We start from the raw sequence: 22,493 nt of genomic DNA on the forward strand, positions 1-22,493 counted from the left end.
TGACTTAGCTCTTTTTTTCGGCTTCTATAGACTGGTGCTATAAAGACTGTATAACAAAAATAAATTGTTAACCGCTAATTAACATTCATATACAATAATTTATCAACTAAGAACGTACCATCAAAACGTCACATGTTGCATTTCTAACAACATAAGATGCCACAGAGCCAACAACTAGGCGTTCAAGGAAATTTTTACCTGTTGCACCAATTAAAATTAAATCATTTCCATATTCAGGTTGAAAATCGTGTGTAATAACAATCTTAGGGTTCCCAAAACGTAAATGAACATGTACATTTTCTTCATTAAGCCCTTGTTCATTAATTATTTTTTCTTTCAGATTAAACATATATTCCTCATTGGCCTGTTCAATTCGATAAACTTCTCTGCTGTCTAATGCTATTCCAGCACCACCATATTCTAGAGAATTTAAATCAAGAACCCTCAGCACATCTAAAATTGCATGTTCATTATTTTTTACAGTATCCATAGCCTTTTTCAATGCAATTTCTGAACCTTTGGAACCATCTATAGCCACCAAAACTCTTTTATACTTTTGTACCATTACATACACCCACCCTTAAAGGAAAAGTTCTTTACGTAATCATAGTCCTTGGCATAATAAACTGCAAGTAATTGCAAATTGATTGTGATTAAATTAACAATTTATAATTTATCCAGTCCTAAACATGCAATAATGAATATTATCACCGTCACTATTATCACTATTTTTCGTGTAAAAAACATCTTGTAATCACTTTTTTTGAGCGCATTATTTTGATACCAAATATAAATTTTTTTTCGATTAACCCACAAAATCACAAAACCTGTAAGCCCACCAAATATAACTAAAAGATCACTAATTAAATTTATCTGCCTACTCCCTAGTCCACGTAAAACGTAACTTAAAAAATCACCTAGTACAAAATTATTAAAAATATGTAGTCCAATTGACCACTTAATCCCATAAGTTAAAGCTACATATCCAAAAAGCAAACCTACAATAAAAGCAAAAGGCGTCTGAATAAAATTACTATGGTATAACCCAAACATGTATGCTGATACAAAAATCGCAAATCCCTGTCCATGCTTTTTCAAATTATTTAGTAAAAATCCCCTAAATACAAGTTCTTCTGCTATTGGTCCTAAAAAACTAGCATATAGTAACATCGAAAGCGTCTTACTCGATCCTGTTGCTTCTTTGACTTGACTAATTGCACTAAACCCTATCATGTTGACTAACTTTTCAAATATCAAACTATAAATACCTAAAATAATTTGAGTGGCCATTACAACAACAACCAAAGAAAAAAAGATTTTGTAAGTCATCTTTTTGAGTGGTTCTGTATTAACGCGGAAATCGCTTTTGTATTTTGTACCTACAAGAATTACAAGCATTCCTAATCCAATTCCCCAGAAATATGGAATTCCACTATTATTTAAAAAATAATTCTTAGCCACTTCATTTTTATTTCCGCAAAATACGATTACAACAGATGAAACAAGTGTAGAAATTTGAAAAACAATAAAGTAAATCACAGTTATAAGTACAGCAAGACTAGTATCTTTTTTTAGAGTGGTATCTAACATCTGACTTTCGCCTAATCCCATATACATTTTCCTCTCTAAAAGAGCATTAAATTAGTTAAATTCATATTTTCATTTAAAGAAATTTTTGATGCTTTTTCCTAAAATTATCCATTTGCTCAATACTAATTTTTTTTAATTTAAATAATTCATTTTCTATTTGTTCCAAAACCTCAACTCTATCTTTGTTATTGTTAACAAAATCATATTTATCCCCATCTATCACTAGTAACGGGGAAACTTTATATGCTTCAATCCATTCATCATAGTATCTTAAAAGCTTTTTATAATATTCAACCAATGACGGATCATTTTCAATCAATTCGTAATCTCGTCCTCTTTTTGTAATTCTTTTAATCATTGTTTCATATGAAACGCGGATTGTAATCATCAAATCCGGCGACTTCTTTCTTGCTGCAAATGGTAGTTCTTCCATCATATTAGCTAAAAGATCCTGATAAATCTGGTACTCAACTTGTGTTGCATTTCCCATTTCTGTATTCATTTTCATAAAAAGTTCGTCTTCATAAATTGAACGATCTAAAATGTTATTATCCTCTTTCATTGCTTCTTTTATCATTTTAAATCTTCTGTTAAGAAAGTAAGTTTGCAGCAAATAAGCATATGGATTAGTAGCCTCTTTGTCTCCATCTGCTCTTTTTTTTGCTGCAATTTCATTCCCTTTATAAAATAATGGTAAAACAGGATTATCTTCAACAGGTTCAAAAAAGGCTTTTGTTCCTAATTCCTTAGCCAATAACCCTGTCATACTTGATTTTCCAGATCCAATAATACCTGATAATGTAATCAAAATGATTTATACACCCTTTCTGAATTTAACTTTAATTTTAAGCTTTTACTACTAGCAAAAAGCGACCAACTAATATCATACTAGTTTCTTAGTCAAAAAGAAAGAATTGCCTTTATCCATCTCAAATACTAAAATTAATATATCGCAACTTAAGCAATCAACTAACGAAGAAAACGAGGTTCTATTAATGAATAAAGTTTACCTAGCTGCACCATTTTTCAGTGAACAACAAAAAGAACGTATCCAATTGGTGCAACAATCTTTACTTCTAAACAATACAATTGATTCACAAAATATTTTTCTCCCAGAAGAACACCAATTCGAGGATGAGAAGTTTGGCAGTCGTGCATGGCAACAGTACGTATTTGCATCTGATATGAGACAAATCCAACGTGCAGATATTGTGGTTGCCATTCTAGACTTCAAGCTTGAAAATGGACATGACAATGAAGGTGATTCTGGAACTATGTTTGAAATTGGAGCAGCATTCGAAAAAAAGATTCCAATTGCTCTCATTCAATTTGATCCCAGTAAGGAACTAAATCTCATGCTTGCACAAAGTTTAACTGCTTATTTTGATGCAAGTAAATCTGGTCTAACTGAACTTTCTGCATATAATTTTGATGTCTTAAAATCTAAACCAGCTACACGAAAAGTATTCTAGTCTATCGTCAAACACATATATAATATGCGTATAAAAAATAGTTTTGAAAATTAAACCGCCCCTCAAAAGTTAGCTTTTCAGTCTACCTTTAGAAGGGCGATTTAAATTATTATCAATTCTTTACTTCATTCCTAAAATCTAACAAACAATTTACTTGGTTTTAACAGCCATTACCTTATCACCTACTTGCAGTGGAGTTAAAGAGGTGACATCATTATCTATTTGCGAAACATGTTCCATATTTGTAATTATTACCATAGTTGTTGCCTTTTTACCAGAATTTTTGATTTCTAAAATATCAGCTTCTAGCAATAGCTCACCTTTTTTTACTACTTGTCCATTTTCAACAAACATCTTGAATGGCTTACCTTCAAGTTCAACTGTATTAATTCCTACATGGATTAATATCTCTAGTCCTAAGTCAGTTGTTACACCCACAGCATGTTTAGTTGGAAAAACAGCGGTTACTGTCCCATCAACTGGTGAAAAAATTTTACCATCTTCTGGTTCAATTGCATATCCATCACCAAGTGCTTTGCTTGAAAAAGCAGCATCTTCTACATTTTCAAGTTGGACATACTTACCGTTTGCTACACTATTAAAAATATCAGTTCCTGTCTTGAAGCTTGTCGTTTTATTTTTTTCTTCATTATTTTTAGAAGAATTACTACTTTGCACCTCATCTAAAGATATTTCTTCTTTAGCGTTAAACAATTCTTTCAATGGCTCACCAACAAATTGCACTTCCGTCCCTACTATTACTTGTAAATTATTTTTATCAAGTACATTCAAACCTGGGACACCTGTTGCCTTAATTGCTGTCTGATTTATCTTTGAAGTATCTTGGAGTTGCAATCTTAATCTTGTCGTACAATAATCAACAACTTTGATATTTTCATACCCTCCGATTGCTGCATAAATTCGTTTGGCCTTAGTTGTATAATTATCATCGCCTACAACCGAAAGATTATTTTCAGGAACATCACCTTCAGCTGGCAATTCCTCACGTCCTGGTGTCATTAAATTAAATTTCTTGATTGCAAAATCAAATCCAAAATAATAAATAAACGCCATAACTACACCTTGAACGAGTAACATGTATGGTTTATTTGCAAGTGGCATTCTTGCACTCAAAATAAAGTCAACAAACCCTGCACTAAAAGTAAAACCTGCTGTCCAATGCATAAAAGCCGCAAACCCTACTGAAAGGCCAGTAAAAATTGCATGAACTACATAAAGAGGCCACGCAACAAACATAAATGAAAATTCAAGTGGCTCAGTGACTCCTGTAAAAAATGATGCAAAAGCACCGGCCAACATTAATGATGCTGTCGCCTTTTTTCTTTCAGGCCTAGCATTTTTATAAATTGCTAATGCTCCCGCTGGCAATCCAAACATCATAATTGGGAAGAAACCTGCCATGTACATTCCTGTTACTCCTTTTGTACCATGACTCGCCCAAAAATTCCCTAAGTCATTAATACCAGCGACATTAAACCAAAAAACAGAGTTCAAAGCCTGATGTAACCCCGTAGGAATTAGCAAACGATTAAAGAACCCATACAATCCTGCACCTACAGCACCAAGGCCTACCATAAATTTGCCAAATGATACTAACCAACCATAAACAAGTGGCCATACAAAAAGTAATAATAACGTAACTAATAACATAACACCGGCCGCCATTATCGGGACCAATCTTTTTCCACTAAAAAATGATAGAGCCATTGGTAACTTAGTCTGGTAAAAGCGATTGTAAAGTGCTGCTGCAATCAACCCTGACATAATACCGATAAACACATTACCCGAGATTGAGCTAAATGCTGGATTGACAGCAGAAACCTTTATACCAAATAGTGTAGCAACCGATGTCGGCGCTAAAACTGAAACTGGTACAAAATATGCAACCACCCCAGCGATTGCTGCTGCTCCATCATTATTTTTTGACATCCCTGTCGCAAGACCTGTTGCAAAAAGTAAAGCGAGTATTCCTAAAACGGCATTACCCCCAGCTTGCAAAAAAGTTGCAGCTGCCCATTTTGCAGGTAGCCAATGTCCAATACCAACTAATAGTGCTGCTGCTGGTAAGACAGAAATAGGTAACTGGATAGATCTCCCCATACGTTGTAGATACGTTTTCATCTCTTATTCCTCCAAAACTTGAAAATAACAACCATAATATAAATAAAAGCAAATACATCAAACGTAAAATTTATGATGTTAATTTTCAAGTAATATTTTATAACATCCATTAATTGGATAATACCAATTATATAGATTTATTACAATTGTACAACGCTTGTCTCAAACAAATAAAGAATGAAAAGAATATTCTGCAAATAACTTAAGATTCCCTTAAGTTATTTAAAAAAATATAAGCCTTCAAAATTTATTTTCATTTATAATTTTCAAAAATATATAAAATCCTGGATTTTTTTGGGGATAAATTTTACGACAATACTTAATAAATTCTTGATAAAAATAAGGTTTATCATCTTCACTAACAGAGCGCCATGCAAGAAAATCCATTTTCCCTTTTTTAACAATATCGACATATAGCCCTGTATACTGTTTCTCGTCGTTTTTCTTATAGTACATCTCTTCTGCTTTCCAATAATTATTGTTATTTTTTTTTAACAAGTTTTTTCGACAGTTGGCATCATTAGGATGTTTAACATCTAACTTTTGATGATTCTCACCATTCAATCCTAAAAATAATTTTCGATCACCTTTTGGAGTTCCATAGTTAAAAGATTCAGTGTTTGCTATGTTAAACTCCCTAGTTCGATTACTTAAATTCACATTACTTTCCAAAAAACCATAACCCAGCCATTCACTAACAAAATTCCCTGTCTCAAGGTTAATAATAAATTCCGACATTCTTGAGCTATAAGGAACTTGAATTTTCATATTTTGCGGAAATTTAAATTCGTTGTTGCTAAGATGTCTATTATGAAAATTTGCATTAGATTTGTAATCCAACCTTAAAAATAAAATACTTTTTTCATAAGAGAGCAACTTATCATAGTCCGTTTCCCCTACCCAAAAATTACGAATATACCTAATATTATTGTAATCTATGTAACTTCGAAAAAGATGTATCTTTTGTGCAAGATCACCTAATTCATGGCTATTACTATATTCCTTTAGACTTTTCCCGGGAAATACACTTTGTACAAGAAATCTAAAATAATGTAAAAACTTGCTATGTGGAACCATTGTTGGATCTAGCCAAAAATTTCCATTTAAATATAAAAAGTTATCTTTCCCTACTGTGGCACCTAACTGAGATAAAACTAACTCAAGCTTCTGTTTTTTACTTAATTTAGACTTTTTCAGCATACTAGTATATACACTTGAGCCAATAAAATGAGTACTATAATACCATGTCTGTAAATCCTTTTTTGTTGCAAAAGATACCAGACTCCTACTCATTTTTTTACGGACATAGCGAATTGCAAATTTATCCCACCCGCTACTTTCTAACTCCTTCAAAATTTGATGTATAGATTGTAAATACATTTATCCTCCTTTATTGACAAGCTTACTCAAAATACCCATGAACAAGGATTACCTTTTGCAATTGCATTAATTGGAATGTCATGTGTCACTACACTTCCGCTCTTGATAAGTGCGCCTTCACAAATTACCACACCCGGTGTTATAACTACATTGTCCTCAATAATAACATTGTCCCCTATTATTATTGGTTGTTCATAACACCAATGATCAGCACGTAATTTCGGATTTTCAGCATGGTTAGATGTATAGATACCAACTTGTGCTCCAATACTGACACTATTTCCGATTTTCACCTCATTACAGTCAATAACCTTAAAATCTCTTCCTGCGCTAAAATTGTCTCCTATAGTCAAATTGAATCCAAATTCACAAATAAATCCAATACTAAATGCTGCATTAACTCCCAAATGATTAAAAAGTGCATCCAAAATTTCTATCCTGACTTTACCACTTCTATACTCATTATCATATCGTCTACACTCAGAATATGCATAATTTCTAGCCCTTGAAATCAGTGGATCATAATCATAATATAATTCACCAGAATTAGTTATCCCTTTAACATGTCTTATTTCATTTTCTGTTAATTTATCATGTTCATATAAATTCATACTGGTCAGCCTCTCTTTTTAAGCTATAATTAGGCAGTAAATACTTTTTTGAGGTGAGAACATGAACATTAATCAAGTTAAAAATTTAACAGATAAACAAAAACCATTTATAGCTACTGATCCTATGATTACAGAAGCTCAAAAAAACGCCTTTGAAAATTGTTGTATTTTTAATCAATTAGTTCTTACCAAAAATAATTATGATTTTAGTATATTTGAAAAATTATTTGATAAAATTGGGAATTCTCCTTATATTGAACCAAATTTCATTTGTTCTTTTGGCTTTAATATCTCTGTAGGTGACAATTTTTTTGCAAACCATGATGTTACTATGTTGGATTTTGCAAAAATTTCAATCGGCAACGATGTAAATATTGCACCAAAAGTTGGTTTCTATACTGCAAACTTTCTTGAAAGGCCTTCTGATAGACATGCCAAAAAAATGATTGCACACCCAATTACACTGGAAAATGGTGTTTGGATTGGCGGCTCTGCAACTATTCTTGGTGGAGTAACAATCGGAGAAAATTCGATTGTTGGTGCAGGAAGTGTTGTTACCCACAATATTCCTGCAAATGTCATCGCAGTGGGAAACCCAGCTAGAGTTCTCCGACCAATAAAATTACACTAGATTTGATAGCCAACTTGTAAGAAGCTCCTTATATCTTATATTTTCCTCTACAAAAGGCATATGTCGACTCCCTTCAAAAAGATGCCACTTTGAATTACTGATTGCATCTGCCATTACTTTCGACACGAGAGGTGTACTTAAATCATCAGTTCCACTAATTATCAAAGTTGGCGTTTTTATCTTGGTTAATTTTTCAGTATATTCATAATTACGTAAATTTCCTTGTGGCATATATTCATTAGGACCCCATGCAACCATGTACGCTTTAGTTCCTTTCACAATTTCTTTTTTAGAGTTGGGAAAAGCCGTCCCTGCATGTAAGTTCATGAAATGTGCATTCGCTTCAAGATATTGCTTTTCTTTAAAATCCTGTACTAATTCAGCATGTTTGATTGCTTGTTGTTCGTTAGCGGGCAAATAACCTATTAGTCGATGCAATTCTCTGGACCATAACTTAGCAGATGAAAGTGTACTTGATAAAATTAAACTCTTAATTTTATCTTCATTCCGATCACAAAGATACATTATCGCAAGCATTCCACCCCACGATTGTCCTAGAAGATGAAACTCTTTTAACTCAAAATAATTTATTAAATTTTCTAACTCATCTAACCAAGTATTAGCATTATAAAGATTGGGTTCATCATCTGGTATTGAAGAACGTCCACATCCTATTTGGTCATACATAATCAATTGTCTTTGACTCAAAGTAGCAACATCATCAAGCACCTTAAAATAATTATGTGTTGAACCTGGGCCCCCATGTAATAGAATTAACGGTGGTTTTTTTGTTTTTTCCCCTACTATTCTATAGTAGGTCCGATATTTTCCAAATGGAATAAATCCTTCTGTTGATGCATTATCTTTACTTTCCATACCATTCACTCACTTCTACATTTTTAATATTATCTTATACTTTTTCTTATTTTATTACACAAAAAAAATTTAGTACTATGCTAAAAGTTAGTTAACCTAACTATGCTCTGACAATGTTATAAAAGAAAAAAACTAGGTCACAATATAGCTTCTGACCTAGTCAAATTTATAATTTAAAAGTGATTCATAATTCCTTTTCTTATTAGATAGGTGCAACATATCTATCTCGCAACCACTTTATAACCTTAATAACAAGTGGTCGAACAATAAAGAAAAAGACCGGGATAGCAACAATAATCGTATGAAGCCAATTAAAAAAATAACTTCTCACTATATGATGTGGTAAATAATTCTTTGTTAGGAGCGTCATTATAGCAATCACAATTGTTACATTACATAATATAGTTAGCATTGGAAAACTAATGCTTTTCTTTTGCGCCCCTAACCACAGAGACTTCGAGTGCAAGTGAGCAACTACTGGACCAGAAATAAATCTCTTGACCAAGTACACAATACAAAATGCCAATGGATATATCATAATTTCCTTCTTAAAAGTGTACTTTGCAAAACCAAAACGCCAGAGCATATTGTAATTAGACATCAAAAAAACCATCGTTGCCATAATACAAATTCCTATAGCACTCGGATGATGTAGTAGCTTTCTAAACATTCAAAAATCTCTCCTCTTCTTCTTCATAAATTTATTTTATCACAGATTTTTACTTTTTAACTATTCTTTTACATTTTTACTTATCATTTGTGGTAGGGACTCCCAATATTAATCATAAAAGATCGATAAATCTGTTCTGTTAAAACCAACCTCATTAATTGGTGGGGCAGTGTAAATCTACCAAAAGAAATTTCACTATTTGCTCTTTCCATAACTTTCTTACTTACCCCTAAAGACCCACCTATAACAAAAGTAATATCACTCGTACCATAAACTGTTAGCTTATTTAACTCAGTCGCAAACTCTTCAGATGTCCGCTCTTTTCCTTTAATGGCCAAAACAAACACATATTCTTTATCCTTAATTTTTAATAATATTCGATCACCCTCTACAACCTTAACTTGCTCCATTTCCGCTATACTTAACTTTTCTGGTGCTTGTTCATCATTAACCTCGATAATTTCAAAATTACAAAATTTACTTAAGCGTTTTGCATATTCTGTAATTCCTTGTTTCAAATATTTCTCTTTTAATTTACCAACTACAATAACTTTGATGTTCATAAGTCCCTACCTTTTCACAATTTATCCACATAGTTATCCACTTATCCACAATTTATAAATCAACATATTGTTACGAACATACTTTCGTCACAACATTTATTTAATTGTAATTTGTCAACTATTAGTAATTTATCCACATAAAAAATTCATGTGGTACATATCTAACTATATGCCTGAAATGCTTTTAAATCAACATTTATCGGTAACAAAACAAAATTAATAAAAAGATATTAACAGCTTAGCGCACAGCTTGTGGATAACTTTTTTTGCTAGTTTTTCCTTGTTTTATAGCCTGTTTTATAGTTCTCAACACCTCACTTTTCTTTTTTTCACATTTTTATCCACATTACTAAATATATCCTTATTTACTCCATAAAAAAAAGTATTTATCCTCCTTATTTTACGGATAAATACCTTTTCAATTAAATTATAAATTATCTTTACTAATTTCCTGAATTTGAAGCAGTCGTAGTATTTGAGTCATTTGCTTCAAGTGTTAATTTTAAGTTTGCCGTTTTTAAAGTCCCATCCCGATAATACTGAATCTGGACCGTATCTCCTAATTTATGAGAGTAAAGAGCAGTTCTAAGACTTGATAGTCCTTTTACTTTCTTTCCCCCAAGCGAAGTGATTACATCATATTTTTGTAACCCTGCAGCCTTAGCTGGAGAATTCTTTGAAACCTTAATTACTACTACACCACTTGTAACACTACTTGGTAACTTAAGTGCCGATTTTTGTTCGCTAGTTGAAACATAACTTAGGTTAATTAGTGATATGCCTAGAGCTGGACGTTTGATTTTTCCATCTTTGACTAATAAATTAATAATTTTAACAACTTCATTACTTGGAATCGCAAAACCCATACCCTCTACAGAGGTTGAAGAACTCGTTGAACTTGTCCCTGTACTTGTCAATTTCATTGAATTTATCCCTACGACTTGGCCATCTAAATTAACCAATGGCCCACCCGAATTTCCAGGATTAATTGCTGCATCTGTTTGAATGACTGTGGTTTGTCCAGTGCTAACACCATCACTATCAGTTGTTTCAATAGTTCTTTTCTTAGCAGAAATAATTCCCTGAGTCAAAGTTGTCGCATATGTGGATCCAAGCGGTGAACCAATTGCCAATGCAGTTTGACCAACACTAATATTATTCGAATTACCAAAAGTGGCAACTTGTGTTACATCAGCAGCATTTATTTTTAAAACAGCTAAGTCCGTCACAGAATCATGACCAACGACTGTTGCTGATAATTTCTTTCCACTGTTGAGCAACACTTTAACTTTATCTGCACCAGAAATAACATGATTATTAGTCACAATAAACGCTGTATCCCCAGTCTTTTTGTAAATTACACCCGAGCCTTCACTCTCAGATGTAGTTTCACCTGACGAACTATCACCAAACAAATCATCTAAAGAGCTAGATGAACTACTTTTTGAGTAGGCTTCAACAGAAACAACAGCATTTTTAATTTTGTTAAACGCTGTTGTAGATTGCGTACTTACATTTACTTTAATATTACTAATTTTTGCTGTTCCCTTTTCATTTTCTCCCGTAACAGTAGTGCTTTCATAATTTTGATATGCCGCATATCCACCAAATGCTATTCCGCCACCTAAGAGTCCACCAACAAGTGCAATTAAAAATAATTTACCTATTTTGGGTTGCTTGGGACGCTGATTTTTCGGAGAAGATCCCTCATCAATTACTTCACCACTGATTACTTCTTTTTCTTCGTTATTATCCATGAGCCCTTACATTATTCTTTTATGAATAATGCAGTTCCCCCCTTCTCAGTGTAAAATAATAGTTCTTTATCCCATTTTACCGATAAATTTTGAAAAAACCATGAAATAAATACTATGTTTATCTAAAGTAATCTATTATTGATAAGTTAAATTGTCACTAGTTTTGTAGCTTTATTTGGATCTGTATCATAAATTTTAAAATCCCGATTAACACCTAAATCTTGCTGTTTCATAGTTGCTTCTACCGTTAAATGTGCCAACTCTTTTACATTGTTGTCTTTACTTAAATGTCCCAAATAAATTTGTTTTGTTTTGTTACCTAGTACATCTATCAAGGTGTTAGCTCCATCTTCATTCGACAAATGTCCCTGATCTCCTAAAATTCTTTGCTTTAACGACCAAGGATACGCACCCATTCTAAGCATTTCTATATCATGATTACATTCAATTAAATATCCATCAGCATTTCTTACAATTCCCTCGAGATGTTCAGAAACATATCCTGTATCTGTCAATATCACAAATGAATGACCATTATGATAAAATTGATAAAATTGTGGTTCTGCAGCATCATGAGAAACACCAAAACTTTCAACATCTAAATCAAAAAATGACTTCGTTTTTCCCATATCAAACAAATGCTTTTGCCCGATAGGAATCTCACCTATCTTACTATTCATTGCCTCCCATGTACCCTGGTTAGCATACACATCCAAATGATACTTTCTTGCAAGTACTCCCACACTTTTACAATGGTCTGTATGTTCATGTGTAACAAATAAACTGTCCACATCAGAAAGATCTTTACCAATTGATGCCATAAGATTTGCAATTTTTTTCCCACTTAACCCGGCGTCAACCAAAACTCTTTGTTTCGGAGTTTCAATATACGTAACATTCCCACTGCTTCCACTTGCTAAAATACTAATTTTCATATCATCAGTTTTTGTGGTTTCCATATTAACACTCATTTAAAATTCCCTCTATCTCAAATCTTTGCTAATCCATACTACTTGATTCATCCATTATAGCTCCTGAAAAAGCATTTATTCGTCTATATTGTATATTCCCTGTCGAATTGCTCTTGACTGCTATTACCCAAGTTGGTATATAGACAACATTATTGTTAACTGCAAGTAATTTTGTATAACCAAGATTTACCCACTCTACTGTGCTATCATTCATTAATTTATTATATTGATATAACCAAATAACTGCCCGTTCTTGACTTATTATCGGCTTTTGATCATGCAGTATCTCTATATTTTCTAATATCCCTTGAGTATATTCGATTGCGTAACCGCTTCTTATACTAAACCTTAATTGCCCACTTGTCAGATAAACAGGTATTCCGTGAATAGTTTGAGTATACACAACAGTCGTCCTCGTTGATAAGCTTCTATCGTATTTGTATTCCTTACCGTCTACTATTTTAGTTGAATCATCAACAATACTGTTTAATGTATCTTGGGGTCTATTGCTTTCCTTGATTTTTATTGGATTTTCAAATGTTGATACAATTTTATGATTTTCATAAGTCGCTGTTTGATTTTGTAATGCATCTAAATTTAACTGAAGATCATTTCTAACCGGACTTGCTATATAATATCCATTCCCTTTTTTGCTTGAAAGCCTTCCATATGAAATTTGATCATCTCTAATACTCTTTAACACCGATGAAAGTGAGTCTTCACTGGTAGAATTCGACGTTGAAATAACAGTATCATCCTTTTGTGAATAAGATATAAACAAAAAAATGTCCAAAGCCACAAAAGCTATAAAGAAAATTAACTCTATTCTTTTAAAGTTCATATCTTCTCATCCTTTCACCCTTAATTTCCTGTTAAAAGTGTATCTAATTCGCTCCAGTGTCCATCTAAATAAACATAGTATGTGGGAATCAAGTCAACCACTAAACTTGACGACTGATTTTTTTGCCATTTATAAGCAACTCGAATATCTTTTATTTTATTTGTCGAATATCCTTTGTTTTCAAGTTCTCTTAGAACTGTGTAAGTAGATGGCAGACTTTGCTTATACTGACTAGAAGGCACTGGCACTTGCAAACTGTTTAAAGAAAGATTATATTCTTTACCACCTGTACTCATTATCTTAATTTGGTACGATCCATAATTATCATCGCTGATAATTGGAAAACCCGCAATATAGCTTCTATAAGTAACTGTTCCATCTTCTGCATTTATTTCGTCAAATCGCAAATTATCCGGAGTCGTTCCAATAATGTTTAGCTCCTCGAGACTCTCCTTCAAATGTGTATAATAATCCAACTTTTGCGTTTTTACTTTGCCGCTGTTTGCTTCATCAAAATAATCTAATGCTGCATAATTTTCATATTGAATTGCACTAGTAGTATCATTTAAAGTCAACCTATTATCAGAGCCATCTAAATAAATTGTTTTATTTTTCTGCAATTTTGTTGATATTGATGTTTGGCCACTTGGATTCAATAGTTCACTCACGTAGGAGCTTATATTAGTCTTATTGTATAGATAGCTATACTTTGGAAATTGCACTGAACCAACATAAAAATTGATTATTTTATTATTAAGTGGATAGTAATCCACCTCAACTTTTACATTATCAACATCCTTACTCTTTAGGTAAGTTTGTATCTTGGTTACCTTCATCTTACTGAGTGTAACTGTACAAACTTCCTTTGTTTGATCATTCAGTAAATACAAATATTTACCATTTGATACTGGAATCATAATTCTATTAAATTTAAAATTTTCGATGCCTTTTATTTTTTGCAAAAACACTTTATTAAAAATCTTCACAGTTATCGGACTATTATAATTTAGCAATAGCATATTATTTTGTTTTAAAAAAGTTAAATAGTCAGTTTCATTTTTATATTTTTTCATTGAAACTGAAGAACTATCCCATTTCTTCATAACCTTCCAAACTTTACCAATTAAATAGTCCTTTGAACTAGGAATTTGATATTGTAAATTATCTTCATTATACGTAACTTGTAACGGTAAAAAAACATCACTCAAAGTTTTTTTACTAACACTTGTATTATTTTCCCCTGTATTAGTTGTTTCCTTAGAATCATGTTGCAGCATTGCTGGATTGAACCAAATAAGTGCCGAAAAGAAAATACTAATTAAAATTGTGATTATCAATCCTATATGCAATAAGATTCTTCTAACCTTCATCCCACAATTCCCCCTCATATTCTTCATAAGGCAATGAAATATAAAAGGTAGAGCCTTTACCTTCAATACTATCAACCCAAATTCTTCCACCATGCATTTCGATAACTTCTTTTGAAATTGCAAGCCCTAAACCTGTTCCACCTTGTGCACGTGAACGTGCCTTGTCAACCCTAAAAAAGCGATCAAATATATGCACAACATCTTTTTTGGGGATTCCCAACCCTTGGTCTGAGATGCTCAAAATAACATGATTATGTGTCTCCAAAAGACGACATGTAATTATGCCTCCATCTGGTGAATATTTTATTGCATTGTTCATAATATTATCAACGACTTGCATAAATTTATCAGTATCTATTTCAACCCAAAGTTCTCGTTTCGTAAAATCCCGCCTGATTGAATATCTTTTTTTGCCTTCCTCATGCGCATCATCAGACTTTATCATCATATCAAATCTGTCCAAAATGTAATTATATAACTCATTCAAATTGACCAGTTCTAACTCCAGTTTTGATGTACCAGAATCCATTCTTGAAAGACTTAACAAATCATTAATCATCCTAATCATTCGTTGTGTCTCATCTTGCGTAACTTTTAAAAATGATGGAGCAACATCTGGATCTTTCCATGCGCCATCGTTCAATGCTTCGATATAGCTTTTCATACTCGTTAACGGGGTGCGCAATTCATGTGACACATTAGACACAAACTCTCTGCGTTCACGATCAATTCGTTGTTGTTCAGTAATATCGTGCAATACACAGACCAATCCACTGATAAATCCTGATTCTCTTTGAATCAATGAGAAATAAGCATTTAGTATTTCATCATGGTCTTCATCTGACAAATCGATAATTATTTCGTCTTGATTTTCTAACAAATCTCTTAAAGTATATTTATCGCGAATATTTAGAATATCTAATACTGATTGCCCATCAGCAATATTGGGGTCAATGTTTAATGCTTGTGAAGCCGTTTCATTCATAATAATGACATTTCCCCGACGATCTGTCGCCAAAACACCATCAGACATATGCGATAACACACTATCCAAACGTCTACGCTCAGCTTCAGAAGATTCCTGAGCTTCCTCCACTCTAACCGATAAATTATTCACTGCCTGTGCTAACTGGCCTAATTCATCAGCTCCATAAACTTTAACTTGCCCTGAGTAATCACCTCGTGCAATTCTTGTCGTTTGTTTTTTCATTTCATCAATCGGTCGTGTTATCGCACTAGAAATAAAAATTGCCAAAATCAACCCTAAGCAAGTCGCTATCAGTGCAGCCGTAGCAAATATAAGTGTAACTTTATTAATAGAGCTATAAACTGGCTCTAGGCTTGCCCGTAGATAAACTGCCCCAACCAATGTATTAGTATTCCCTGTAGTACTAAAAAGTGGGGTTATGGAAACATAGTATCGCTTGTTATCAGTTCGATCGTATGCTGACTTTGCGTAGGATCGTTCATTATATAGAACCTGCTTAATATCATTATCTGTAGTTTTTTGACCGATTGAATCTTGACTATTAACATCGCTATCACCACGGATTGTCCCCTTTGTATCAACCACTTGAACCTTTGTAACACTTGAATTATCTACATCTTCCAGTATATCCCTAATATTTGAATTTGCTTTAGTTGTATTATTACGCGATAAATTACTGATTAAAGAACTATCAATATAACTTGATAATTCTACTTGTTGCTTAAAAGACTTCAAGTTATCCTTTTTTAGTTGTTGCACAAAATAAGCACCAACAATTTGAAATGTTATTAGTAATAACAAGGCAAAAACTAGTGCTATTTTAAAATGAATAGATTGAAAAAAGTGTAATTTTTTATTCATCATTGCTCCACTAAAGTTTACTTATTCTGCTTCTGGATTACGTAAATAATAACCTACCCCACGACGAGTAACTAACCATATTGGGCGGCTAGGATTATCTTCAATTTTCTCTCTCAATCTTCTTACAGTTACATCAACAGTTCTTACATCTCCAAAATAATCGTAGCCCCATACAGTTTGTAACAGGTGCTCTCTTGTCATAACTTGACCAATATGTTTTGCCAAATAGTAGAGTAATTCAAATTCTCTATGAGTTAATTCTATCTTTTCGTCTCTTTTTGAAACCATGTATGCTTCAGGATGGATTATTAAATCTCCAATTGTAATTTCACTGTTTTTTTCTTCTTCATTTTGGGCAGAAGCTGTTGCTGTCGTTTGTCTTCTTAAATTAGCTTTGACCCGCGCAACTAACTCACGATTTGAAAATGGTTTTGTTACGTAATCATCTGCACCTAATTCTAATCCCAAAACCTTATCTATTTCTGCATCTTTAGCCGTAACCATTATAATTGGCATATCATATTTCTTTCGAATCTCTCTTGCCACTTCAAGGCCATCCATTTTAGGCAACATAATATCCAGCAAAATCAAATCAGGAACTACTTCTTCAACTTGATCAACTGCTTCTTGCCCGTCAAACGCCGTATAAACATCAAAACCTTCTTTTGTTAGATTAAACTTCACTATATCTGAAATTGGCTTTTCATCATCCACTACTAGAATTTTTTTCACTTTGAAACTCCTTTCCTAAAACCACTTTTATATGTTTTAGAATTATTAGTTATTCCAATAACGATTACAAATTATAAAAAGATACAACCTAGTACATTATAACCTATCGTTGAGTTGATGCCAAACACACAATAAAATCCAAATTAAGTATCACTAGTTCATGCTATAATACTTTTAATTAATTCTATATCCTTGCAAGGAGTCTAATAATGAAAAAATCAATATTAATATCTCAAGATTTATCCTGTGTTGGTCAAGTTTCCATGGGTGTCGCTCTTCCTATTTTAGGAGCATTAGGGTTCAATCCCTCTGTTTTACCAACAGCACTTCTTTCAACCCACACTGGCGGATTTGGGAAAAACACTTATTTAGATTTAAGCGCAGAAATAGGGAAAATCATTTCGCATTGGCAAACTCTTCCAATCACTTTCTCCGCCATTTATTTAGGCTACTTAGGGGTCAAACCACTAAGCACAATTATTACAGAAATTGACAAAATTGCTACTAATTCTTTTTTACTACTTGATCCCGTAATGGGTGACCATGGGAAATTATATAGTGGATTTGATTCAACCTATGTGGACAATATGAAGATTTTGGCAAAAAAAGCTAATCTAATAACCCCAAATATAACAGAAGTTCAATTGTTATTAGACCTACCTTGCTTTCAAGGTCCATTTTCCTCAGATGCTGTTCTTACACTTATCAATTCCCTTCACAATAAATACCCTAACACAAAAATAATTTTGACGGGAATCCCAAAAACAAATAATACAATTGGAATCGCAGGCTTTGATAATATTTCCCAGGAAATATGGCAACTTGAAACTCCTCGCATAGGTTCTAACTTTTTTGGGACTGGAGATATTTTTGCAAGTGTATTATTAGGCTCTTTATTACATGGACAAGCTTTAAAAGACGCTGCCACAACTTCTATGGATTTTATTAGCAATACCATTAAAAAAAATATAAAAATCCCAGGTAGAGATTCGAGATTTGGTCTTGATTATTCACTGCAACTACCTGTATTATTAAAACAATTAAATTTAGGAGGTTAAAAAATGAAAAAAGACAAAAATTCTTTAAGAATGCTGATTCTAACTGGCTTATTTGCAGCCATAATATATCTAGGTATTTTTATCTTGAGAATTCCCATCCCTGCAATGGTAGGAAGGCCCTTCATTCATTTTGGTAACACACTGGCAGCTTTAGCTATTTTATTTTTAGGCCCAAGAAATGGAATTATCGCTGGTATTATTGGCTTAGGAGGCTTTGATGTTTTGAATGGTTACGCTCTAACATCTTGGCTAACTGTTATCGAGGTAATTGTCGTTGGATTAGCTATTGAAGCAGTTTTTAAGGCTTTTCACTACAATGATAGTAAACGCAATATTATTATCATTGCTATCACTGCAGGTGCGATGAAAATTGTCACTTCATATTGCACATCAATCGTTGAAGCATTGATGGTAGGAACTTCATTTAAAACTGCGATTGTCGCTTCATTTTTAAGTCTACCAGCAACTGTTATTAATTCGATTTCTACCGCTATATGTGTTCCAATATTGTACTTTCTTTTGCGTAAGGCTTTTGCAGCTGCCAGTAAAAACTAATTAGTTGTAATTGTTTGTTCGATTTTTTGTTTTTTTTGATTTTTCTATTGCATATACTTTCCACCCATGGTAATATATTTCTTGTTGATGAAGAATATATGGGTGGCTAGCTCAGCTGGCAGAGCAACGGACTCTTAATCCGTGGGTCCAGGGTTCGATCCCCTGGCCACCCATCAGAGGTTTACTACCAGTAATCATTAGGTATCAGAAATGCCGTGATTGCTGGTTTTTTTGTACTCTAAAACAAGTTTGTATTTCATATAATGTCATTAATAATCAAAAAAAGTTAGCCAAAAGGTAAGCCAAAAAATAACTTGCGCGGGGCAGTGGCTGTTACTCAATCGAGTAGCAGTTTTTTAGTGCAAAAAAATAACCAGCTCACAATCGAGTTGGTTATTAAGGCTCTCTACTTTTTCCTGTTGCTAGATTGCTAAAGTGGTAATTTAGCAACAGGCTTTTTTAATTCTTTTCGACAATAGTCAGCGCCAACAACTCTGTCGAGACCGCAGGCTTAGTCATGTTTCACATGAAACAACTACTATCCGAATATCAAAAACAAGTACTATTTCTTTCATTATAATTAACCGATGTCATAGCTTTTCAAAACTGCTTCAGTTATTTTTTCATCAGAATATGCCAAACTTACAATGAAATAAGTGTGCAAGTATCCTAGTAGTTCATTTCTATTTTCTAGTACAATTGTTACTATCGTCTTATAAAATTTAGCTCTCAAAATATAAAATAATTTCCAAGCAGCCTTTGCTGGACAATTATATTTTGAACTATTACTAATCGAAAGCAATTAACTTTAAACCTGTCACATATTTCCTACTTCCAAGAATGTCTTCCGTTAGCTTCTCAATGAGCTTGGCCACACTAATTTCAGTAAGTTCATTTCTCAAAAAATACTTCCATCAACTTTTTTCGATCTTTTATCCAATTGTCATTATTTCTATTAGGATAAACTCTGTTCGTCAAACAAACAAAAGAAGTTTTTTCTACAAGATCAATTGCTATTGATGTTCCAGTGAACCCTGTATGCCACAACTTGGATATATCGTGATTCCAGACTTGCCATCCCAGAGTTCTACCATTCTTGTTGTACTGAGTAAAACAATCAAAAACACTTTCTTCTAAAATTTGTCTTCCTTCAAATTTCCCATGATCAATATACATTTTTACAAAATTGTCTAAATCATTCAAAGTTGAAAAAACTCCCGCATGTCCGCTAATTCCATTTAACAAATATGCTTTGTAATCATGAACTTCCCCCTGAATAACTCCCCCCCTTCGTATTTCATTTTCCGTTGGTACATAATTACTTAAGGGATTTCCTGATAAGTTATATCCTGTATCTTTCATTTTTAATGGCCTAAAAATATTCTTATCGAAACTGTTTTTTAAATTACCATCGATTTTCTCTATCACCCATCCAAGAATAATGAATCCTAAATCCGAGTAAATCGTTTCAATTCCCGGCTTTTTTATTAAAGATACTTCTTTTATTTCTTTTACTAATTCTTCTTTTGTTAAAAATTTGGCATTGCTAACATCTGCAGGTAACCCACTATTATGTAATAATAGATTCTCAATCATTATTTCTGAATAATTCAAATTAGTTAAGATTTGACCTACTCTTGTTTTTAATCCTAGTTTTCCATCTGCAATTAACTGTAAAATTCTTGTTGTTGTACCAACGACCTTAGTTAAGGATGCTAAATCATATATCATTCCTTCCTTAATTGGAACATTATACTTTCCATCACCTTGAGTTCCTATAAACTTTTTTATAATCTCGTTCTCGGTAGAAATTGAATATGAACTACCGTAGATACTATTTCTTCTAAGAGAATCTGCAATATACCCTTCAATCCAACTAATTTTTTCTTTTTCCACGCAGTTCACCTTATTTCAACGCATCAATCACTCTATTACCATTTTTTTCCAATAAGGTGATTGCTTGTTTTCGATCAATTCCTTTTTTCTGCATAATTATTGCCACCGGTACATCTTCTTTTGCTTTTTCTAACCACTTTTTTGCTTCGTTAATACTACAACCTGTTGTTTCCACTATAATCCCCACTGCACGCGCAACTAATTTCTTGTTGGTTGGTAATACATTTACCATCAAGTTTTGATATACTTTGCCATTTTTAACCATTACTGCCGTTGATATGGCATTTAAAACCATCTTTTGCGCACTCCCTGCCTTCATTCTTGTAGATCCAGTTACTATTTCAGGACCAACAATTGGTGCAATTGTATATTTAGCATATTTTTCCATCTCGCTATTGGAAACACACACTAGCGCCACCCCTAATGCGGATTTCTTCTTAGCATAATCTAAAGCTCCTATTGCATAGGGGGTTCTCCCACTTGCTGCAATCGCAATCACTATATCTTTTTCATTAAGCTTTATTTTTTCAAGATCCTCTTTGGCCATCTTTCTTGAATCTTCCGCACCTTCAACAGCTTGATACATTGCTGCTGTACCACCTGCAATTAGACCGATTGCACGACCTTTTTCAAGCCCATAAGTTGGCACAAGTTCAACCGCATCCAACATTCCTAACCTTCCTGAGGTTCCTGCACCACAATACACTAATCGGCCACCTTCATTGAATCGGTCACTCACATCTTCAATTACTTGCGTTATAATCTGATTTTGTGATTCTACGGCTTTTGCAACATTTAAATTTTCTGCATTTATTTTTCCTACTATCTCTTCTATAGATAAATTATCAAGATTTAATGTTTCAGGATTACGCATCTCTGTTTCCAACTGATTTATCTTCATACAATTCCACCATCTCTAACAATTATTAATGTTGTATCCTTGCACCAGTGTATTTAAAATTCCTTAACTATTATGATAGCCCAAATCTTTTGTCACATTATACAATTAAGTAGAAATAGGGACCTGAGAAAAGTTAGTTTCCCCGGTCCCCTTTCTATAGTCATGCCATTATTTTGCCTAACTATTAGCACAAATCAATTATTCTTCGTCATCTTGCTCTTCTTTTAACTTTTCTTTTACATTTGAAATCCCCGTAACTCCCATCGAAATTAACTGCGTAATATTTTTTATTCCCAACATTTTTTGATTTCCATATTCAATAATCATTGGCAAATTTATTCCAGTAACCACTTCTAAAAATGGATACTTTGCCAATAATGCTACAGAAACATTTGCTGGTGTTCCTCCAAGCAAATCTAGTCCCAAAATAATATCCTCATCATGGCTTTCTTCAATCTCTTTAATTATTTGTTCTTCTAAGTCGCTTGGTCCCATTTCTTTTGTAAGACTAAAAGCCACTACTCCATCAATTTTTCCGATAATCATCTCTGCGCTTGACAAAATTGCGCTAGCTAATGGTCCATGACTAGCTAAAATTAACTTCAAGATTTCTCCCTCCTCTTTTTCC

23 protein-coding genes and 1 tRNA gene are annotated in these 22,493 nt (G+C 33.1%); 5 read left to right on the plus strand and 19 right to left on the minus strand.

Features of this window, described 5'->3' with window-relative positions:
- Window positions 1–106: 106 nt before the first annotated feature.
- The 3 genes from FC80_RS00830 to FC80_RS00840 form a co-directional block, all read right to left on the minus strand.
- Window positions 107–565: a universal stress protein gene (locus tag FC80_RS00830; RefSeq protein WP_057828257.1), complete on the minus strand. Its 459-nt coding sequence runs from the start codon at window positions 563–565 to the stop codon at window positions 107–109.
- 101 nt (window positions 566–666) lie between these two features.
- Window positions 667–1,611, minus strand: a complete 945-nt coding sequence (locus FC80_RS00835; RefSeq protein WP_057828258.1) for a CPBP family intramembrane glutamic endopeptidase — start codon at window positions 1,609–1,611, stop codon at window positions 667–669.
- 52 nt (window positions 1,612–1,663) lie between these two features.
- Window positions 1,664–2,398, minus strand: a complete 735-nt coding sequence (locus FC80_RS00840) for a deoxynucleoside kinase (RefSeq protein WP_057828259.1) — start codon at window positions 2,396–2,398, stop codon at window positions 1,664–1,666.
- A gap of 187 nt (window positions 2,399–2,585) precedes the next feature.
- On the opposite strand from FC80_RS00840, the gene FC80_RS00845 reads away from it, so the two are divergent.
- On the plus strand, window positions 2,586–3,062 hold the full coding sequence (locus FC80_RS00845) for a nucleoside 2-deoxyribosyltransferase (protein WP_057828260.1): 477 nt from the start codon (window positions 2,586–2,588) through the stop codon (window positions 3,060–3,062).
- A 150-nt stretch (window positions 3,063–3,212) separates the two neighbouring features.
- Here the strand turns inward: FC80_RS00845 and nagE are convergent, their stop codons facing one another.
- The 3 genes from nagE to FC80_RS00860 all read right to left on the minus strand — a co-directional run bounded on the left by nagE (window position 3,213) and on the right by FC80_RS00860 (window position 7,195).
- Window positions 3,213–5,204: an N-acetylglucosamine-specific PTS transporter subunit IIBC gene (gene nagE / locus FC80_RS00850; protein ID WP_057828261.1), complete on the minus strand. Its 1,992-nt coding sequence runs from the start codon at window positions 5,202–5,204 to the stop codon at window positions 3,213–3,215.
- A gap of 240 nt (window positions 5,205–5,444) precedes the next feature.
- Window positions 5,445–6,584 (minus strand): DUF3114 domain-containing protein, encoded by a 1,140-nt coding sequence (locus FC80_RS00855; RefSeq protein ID WP_057828262.1) that lies wholly within the window; start codon window positions 6,582–6,584, stop codon window positions 5,445–5,447.
- Between the two features lie 26 nt (window positions 6,585–6,610).
- A complete protein-coding gene (locus tag FC80_RS00860; protein ID WP_057828263.1) occupies window positions 6,611–7,195 on the minus strand; it encodes a maltose acetyltransferase domain-containing protein in 585 nt (194 codons plus the stop codon).
- A gap of 61 nt (window positions 7,196–7,256) precedes the next feature.
- Between FC80_RS00860 and FC80_RS00865 the strand changes: the two genes are divergently transcribed.
- Window positions 7,257–7,826, plus strand: coding sequence for a sugar O-acetyltransferase (locus tag FC80_RS00865; protein ID WP_057828264.1), 570 nt, complete (start codon window positions 7,257–7,259; stop codon window positions 7,824–7,826).
- Here FC80_RS00865 and pepI read toward each other — a convergent pair.
- The 9 genes from pepI to yycF form a co-directional block, all read right to left on the minus strand.
- Window positions 7,818–8,702 (minus strand): proline iminopeptidase, encoded by an 885-nt coding sequence (gene pepI, locus FC80_RS00870; RefSeq protein ID WP_057828265.1) that lies wholly within the window; start codon window positions 8,700–8,702, stop codon window positions 7,818–7,820. The two genes, FC80_RS00865 and pepI, sit on opposite strands and share 9 nt — an antisense overlap.
- A 202-nt stretch (window positions 8,703–8,904) precedes the next feature.
- Window positions 8,905–9,372, minus strand: coding sequence for a hypothetical protein (locus FC80_RS00875; protein ID WP_057828266.1), 468 nt, complete (start codon window positions 9,370–9,372; stop codon window positions 8,905–8,907).
- An 83-nt stretch (window positions 9,373–9,455) separates the two neighbouring features.
- Window positions 9,456–9,935, minus strand: coding sequence for a 23S rRNA (pseudouridine(1915)-N(3))-methyltransferase RlmH (rlmH, locus tag FC80_RS00880; RefSeq protein ID WP_057828267.1), 480 nt, complete (start codon window positions 9,933–9,935; stop codon window positions 9,456–9,458).
- 443 nt (window positions 9,936–10,378) lie between these two features.
- Window positions 10,379–11,692: a S1C family serine protease gene (locus FC80_RS00885; protein WP_057828268.1), complete on the minus strand. Its 1,314-nt coding sequence runs from the start codon at window positions 11,690–11,692 to the stop codon at window positions 10,379–10,381.
- 146 nt (window positions 11,693–11,838) lie between these two features.
- A complete protein-coding gene (locus tag FC80_RS00890) occupies window positions 11,839–12,663 on the minus strand; it encodes an MBL fold metallo-hydrolase (RefSeq protein WP_157055564.1) in 825 nt (274 codons plus the stop codon).
- Between the two features lie 28 nt (window positions 12,664–12,691).
- Complete coding sequence (locus tag FC80_RS00895; RefSeq protein ID WP_057828269.1) at window positions 12,692–13,504, minus strand: two-component system regulatory protein YycI; 813 nt, start codon at window positions 13,502–13,504, stop codon at window positions 12,692–12,694.
- 20 nt (window positions 13,505–13,524) lie between these two features.
- Entirely contained in the window at window positions 13,525–14,874 is a 1,350-nt protein-coding gene (locus FC80_RS00900) for a YycH family regulatory protein (protein WP_057828270.1), read from the minus strand.
- A complete protein-coding gene (gene walK, locus FC80_RS00905; protein ID WP_057828271.1) occupies window positions 14,864–16,723 on the minus strand; it encodes a cell wall metabolism sensor histidine kinase WalK in 1,860 nt (619 codons plus the stop codon). The genes FC80_RS00900 and walK overlap by 11 nt, the downstream gene beginning before the upstream one ends.
- A gap of 21 nt (window positions 16,724–16,744) precedes the next feature.
- The gene (gene yycF / locus FC80_RS00910; protein WP_057828272.1) at window positions 16,745–17,455 is read right to left on the minus strand and encodes a response regulator YycF; all 711 of its coding nucleotides are present in this window, start codon (window positions 17,453–17,455) and stop codon (window positions 16,745–16,747) included.
- 209 nt (window positions 17,456–17,664) lie between these two features.
- Here yycF and FC80_RS00915 point away from each other — a divergent pair, with 209 nt between their 5' ends.
- The 3 genes from FC80_RS00915 (at window position 17,665) to FC80_RS00925 (ending at window position 19,241) form a co-directional block, all read left to right on the plus strand.
- Entirely contained in the window at window positions 17,665–18,513 is an 849-nt protein-coding gene (locus FC80_RS00915; RefSeq protein ID WP_057828273.1) for a pyridoxamine kinase, read from the plus strand.
- Window positions 18,514–18,516: 3 nt separating this feature from the next.
- Window positions 18,517–19,068 carry an ECF transporter S component gene (locus tag FC80_RS00920; RefSeq protein ID WP_057828274.1) on the plus strand — a complete coding sequence of 184 codons (552 nt, stop codon included), beginning with the start codon at window positions 18,517–18,519 and terminating at the stop codon, window positions 19,066–19,068.
- Between the two features lie 100 nt (window positions 19,069–19,168).
- Window positions 19,169–19,241 (plus strand) — tRNA-Lys (locus FC80_RS00925).
- Window positions 19,242–19,648: 407 nt separating this feature from the next.
- Here the strand turns inward: FC80_RS00925 and FC80_RS00930 are convergent.
- From FC80_RS00930 to FC80_RS00945, 4 genes are all read right to left on the minus strand, one after another.
- Window positions 19,649–19,870, minus strand: a complete 222-nt coding sequence (locus tag FC80_RS00930) for a hypothetical protein (RefSeq protein WP_057828275.1) — start codon at window positions 19,868–19,870, stop codon at window positions 19,649–19,651.
- A gap of 89 nt (window positions 19,871–19,959) precedes the next feature.
- Complete coding sequence (locus tag FC80_RS00935; protein WP_057828276.1) at window positions 19,960–20,964, minus strand: serine hydrolase domain-containing protein; 1,005 nt, start codon at window positions 20,962–20,964, stop codon at window positions 19,960–19,962.
- A 10-nt stretch (window positions 20,965–20,974) separates the two neighbouring features.
- Window positions 20,975–21,865: an N-acetylmuramic acid 6-phosphate etherase gene (gene murQ, locus FC80_RS00940; RefSeq protein WP_057828277.1), complete on the minus strand. Its 891-nt coding sequence runs from the start codon at window positions 21,863–21,865 to the stop codon at window positions 20,975–20,977.
- 198 nt (window positions 21,866–22,063) lie between these two features.
- Window positions 22,064–22,471, minus strand: a complete 408-nt coding sequence (locus FC80_RS00945) for a PTS sugar transporter subunit IIA (protein WP_057828278.1) — start codon at window positions 22,469–22,471, stop codon at window positions 22,064–22,066.
- Between the last annotated feature and the right edge of the window lie 22 nt (window positions 22,472–22,493).

It is taken from the genome of Liquorilactobacillus cacaonum DSM 21116, assembly GCF_001436735.1.
Taxonomy (GTDB): domain Bacteria; phylum Bacillota; class Bacilli; order Lactobacillales; family Lactobacillaceae; genus Liquorilactobacillus; species Liquorilactobacillus cacaonum.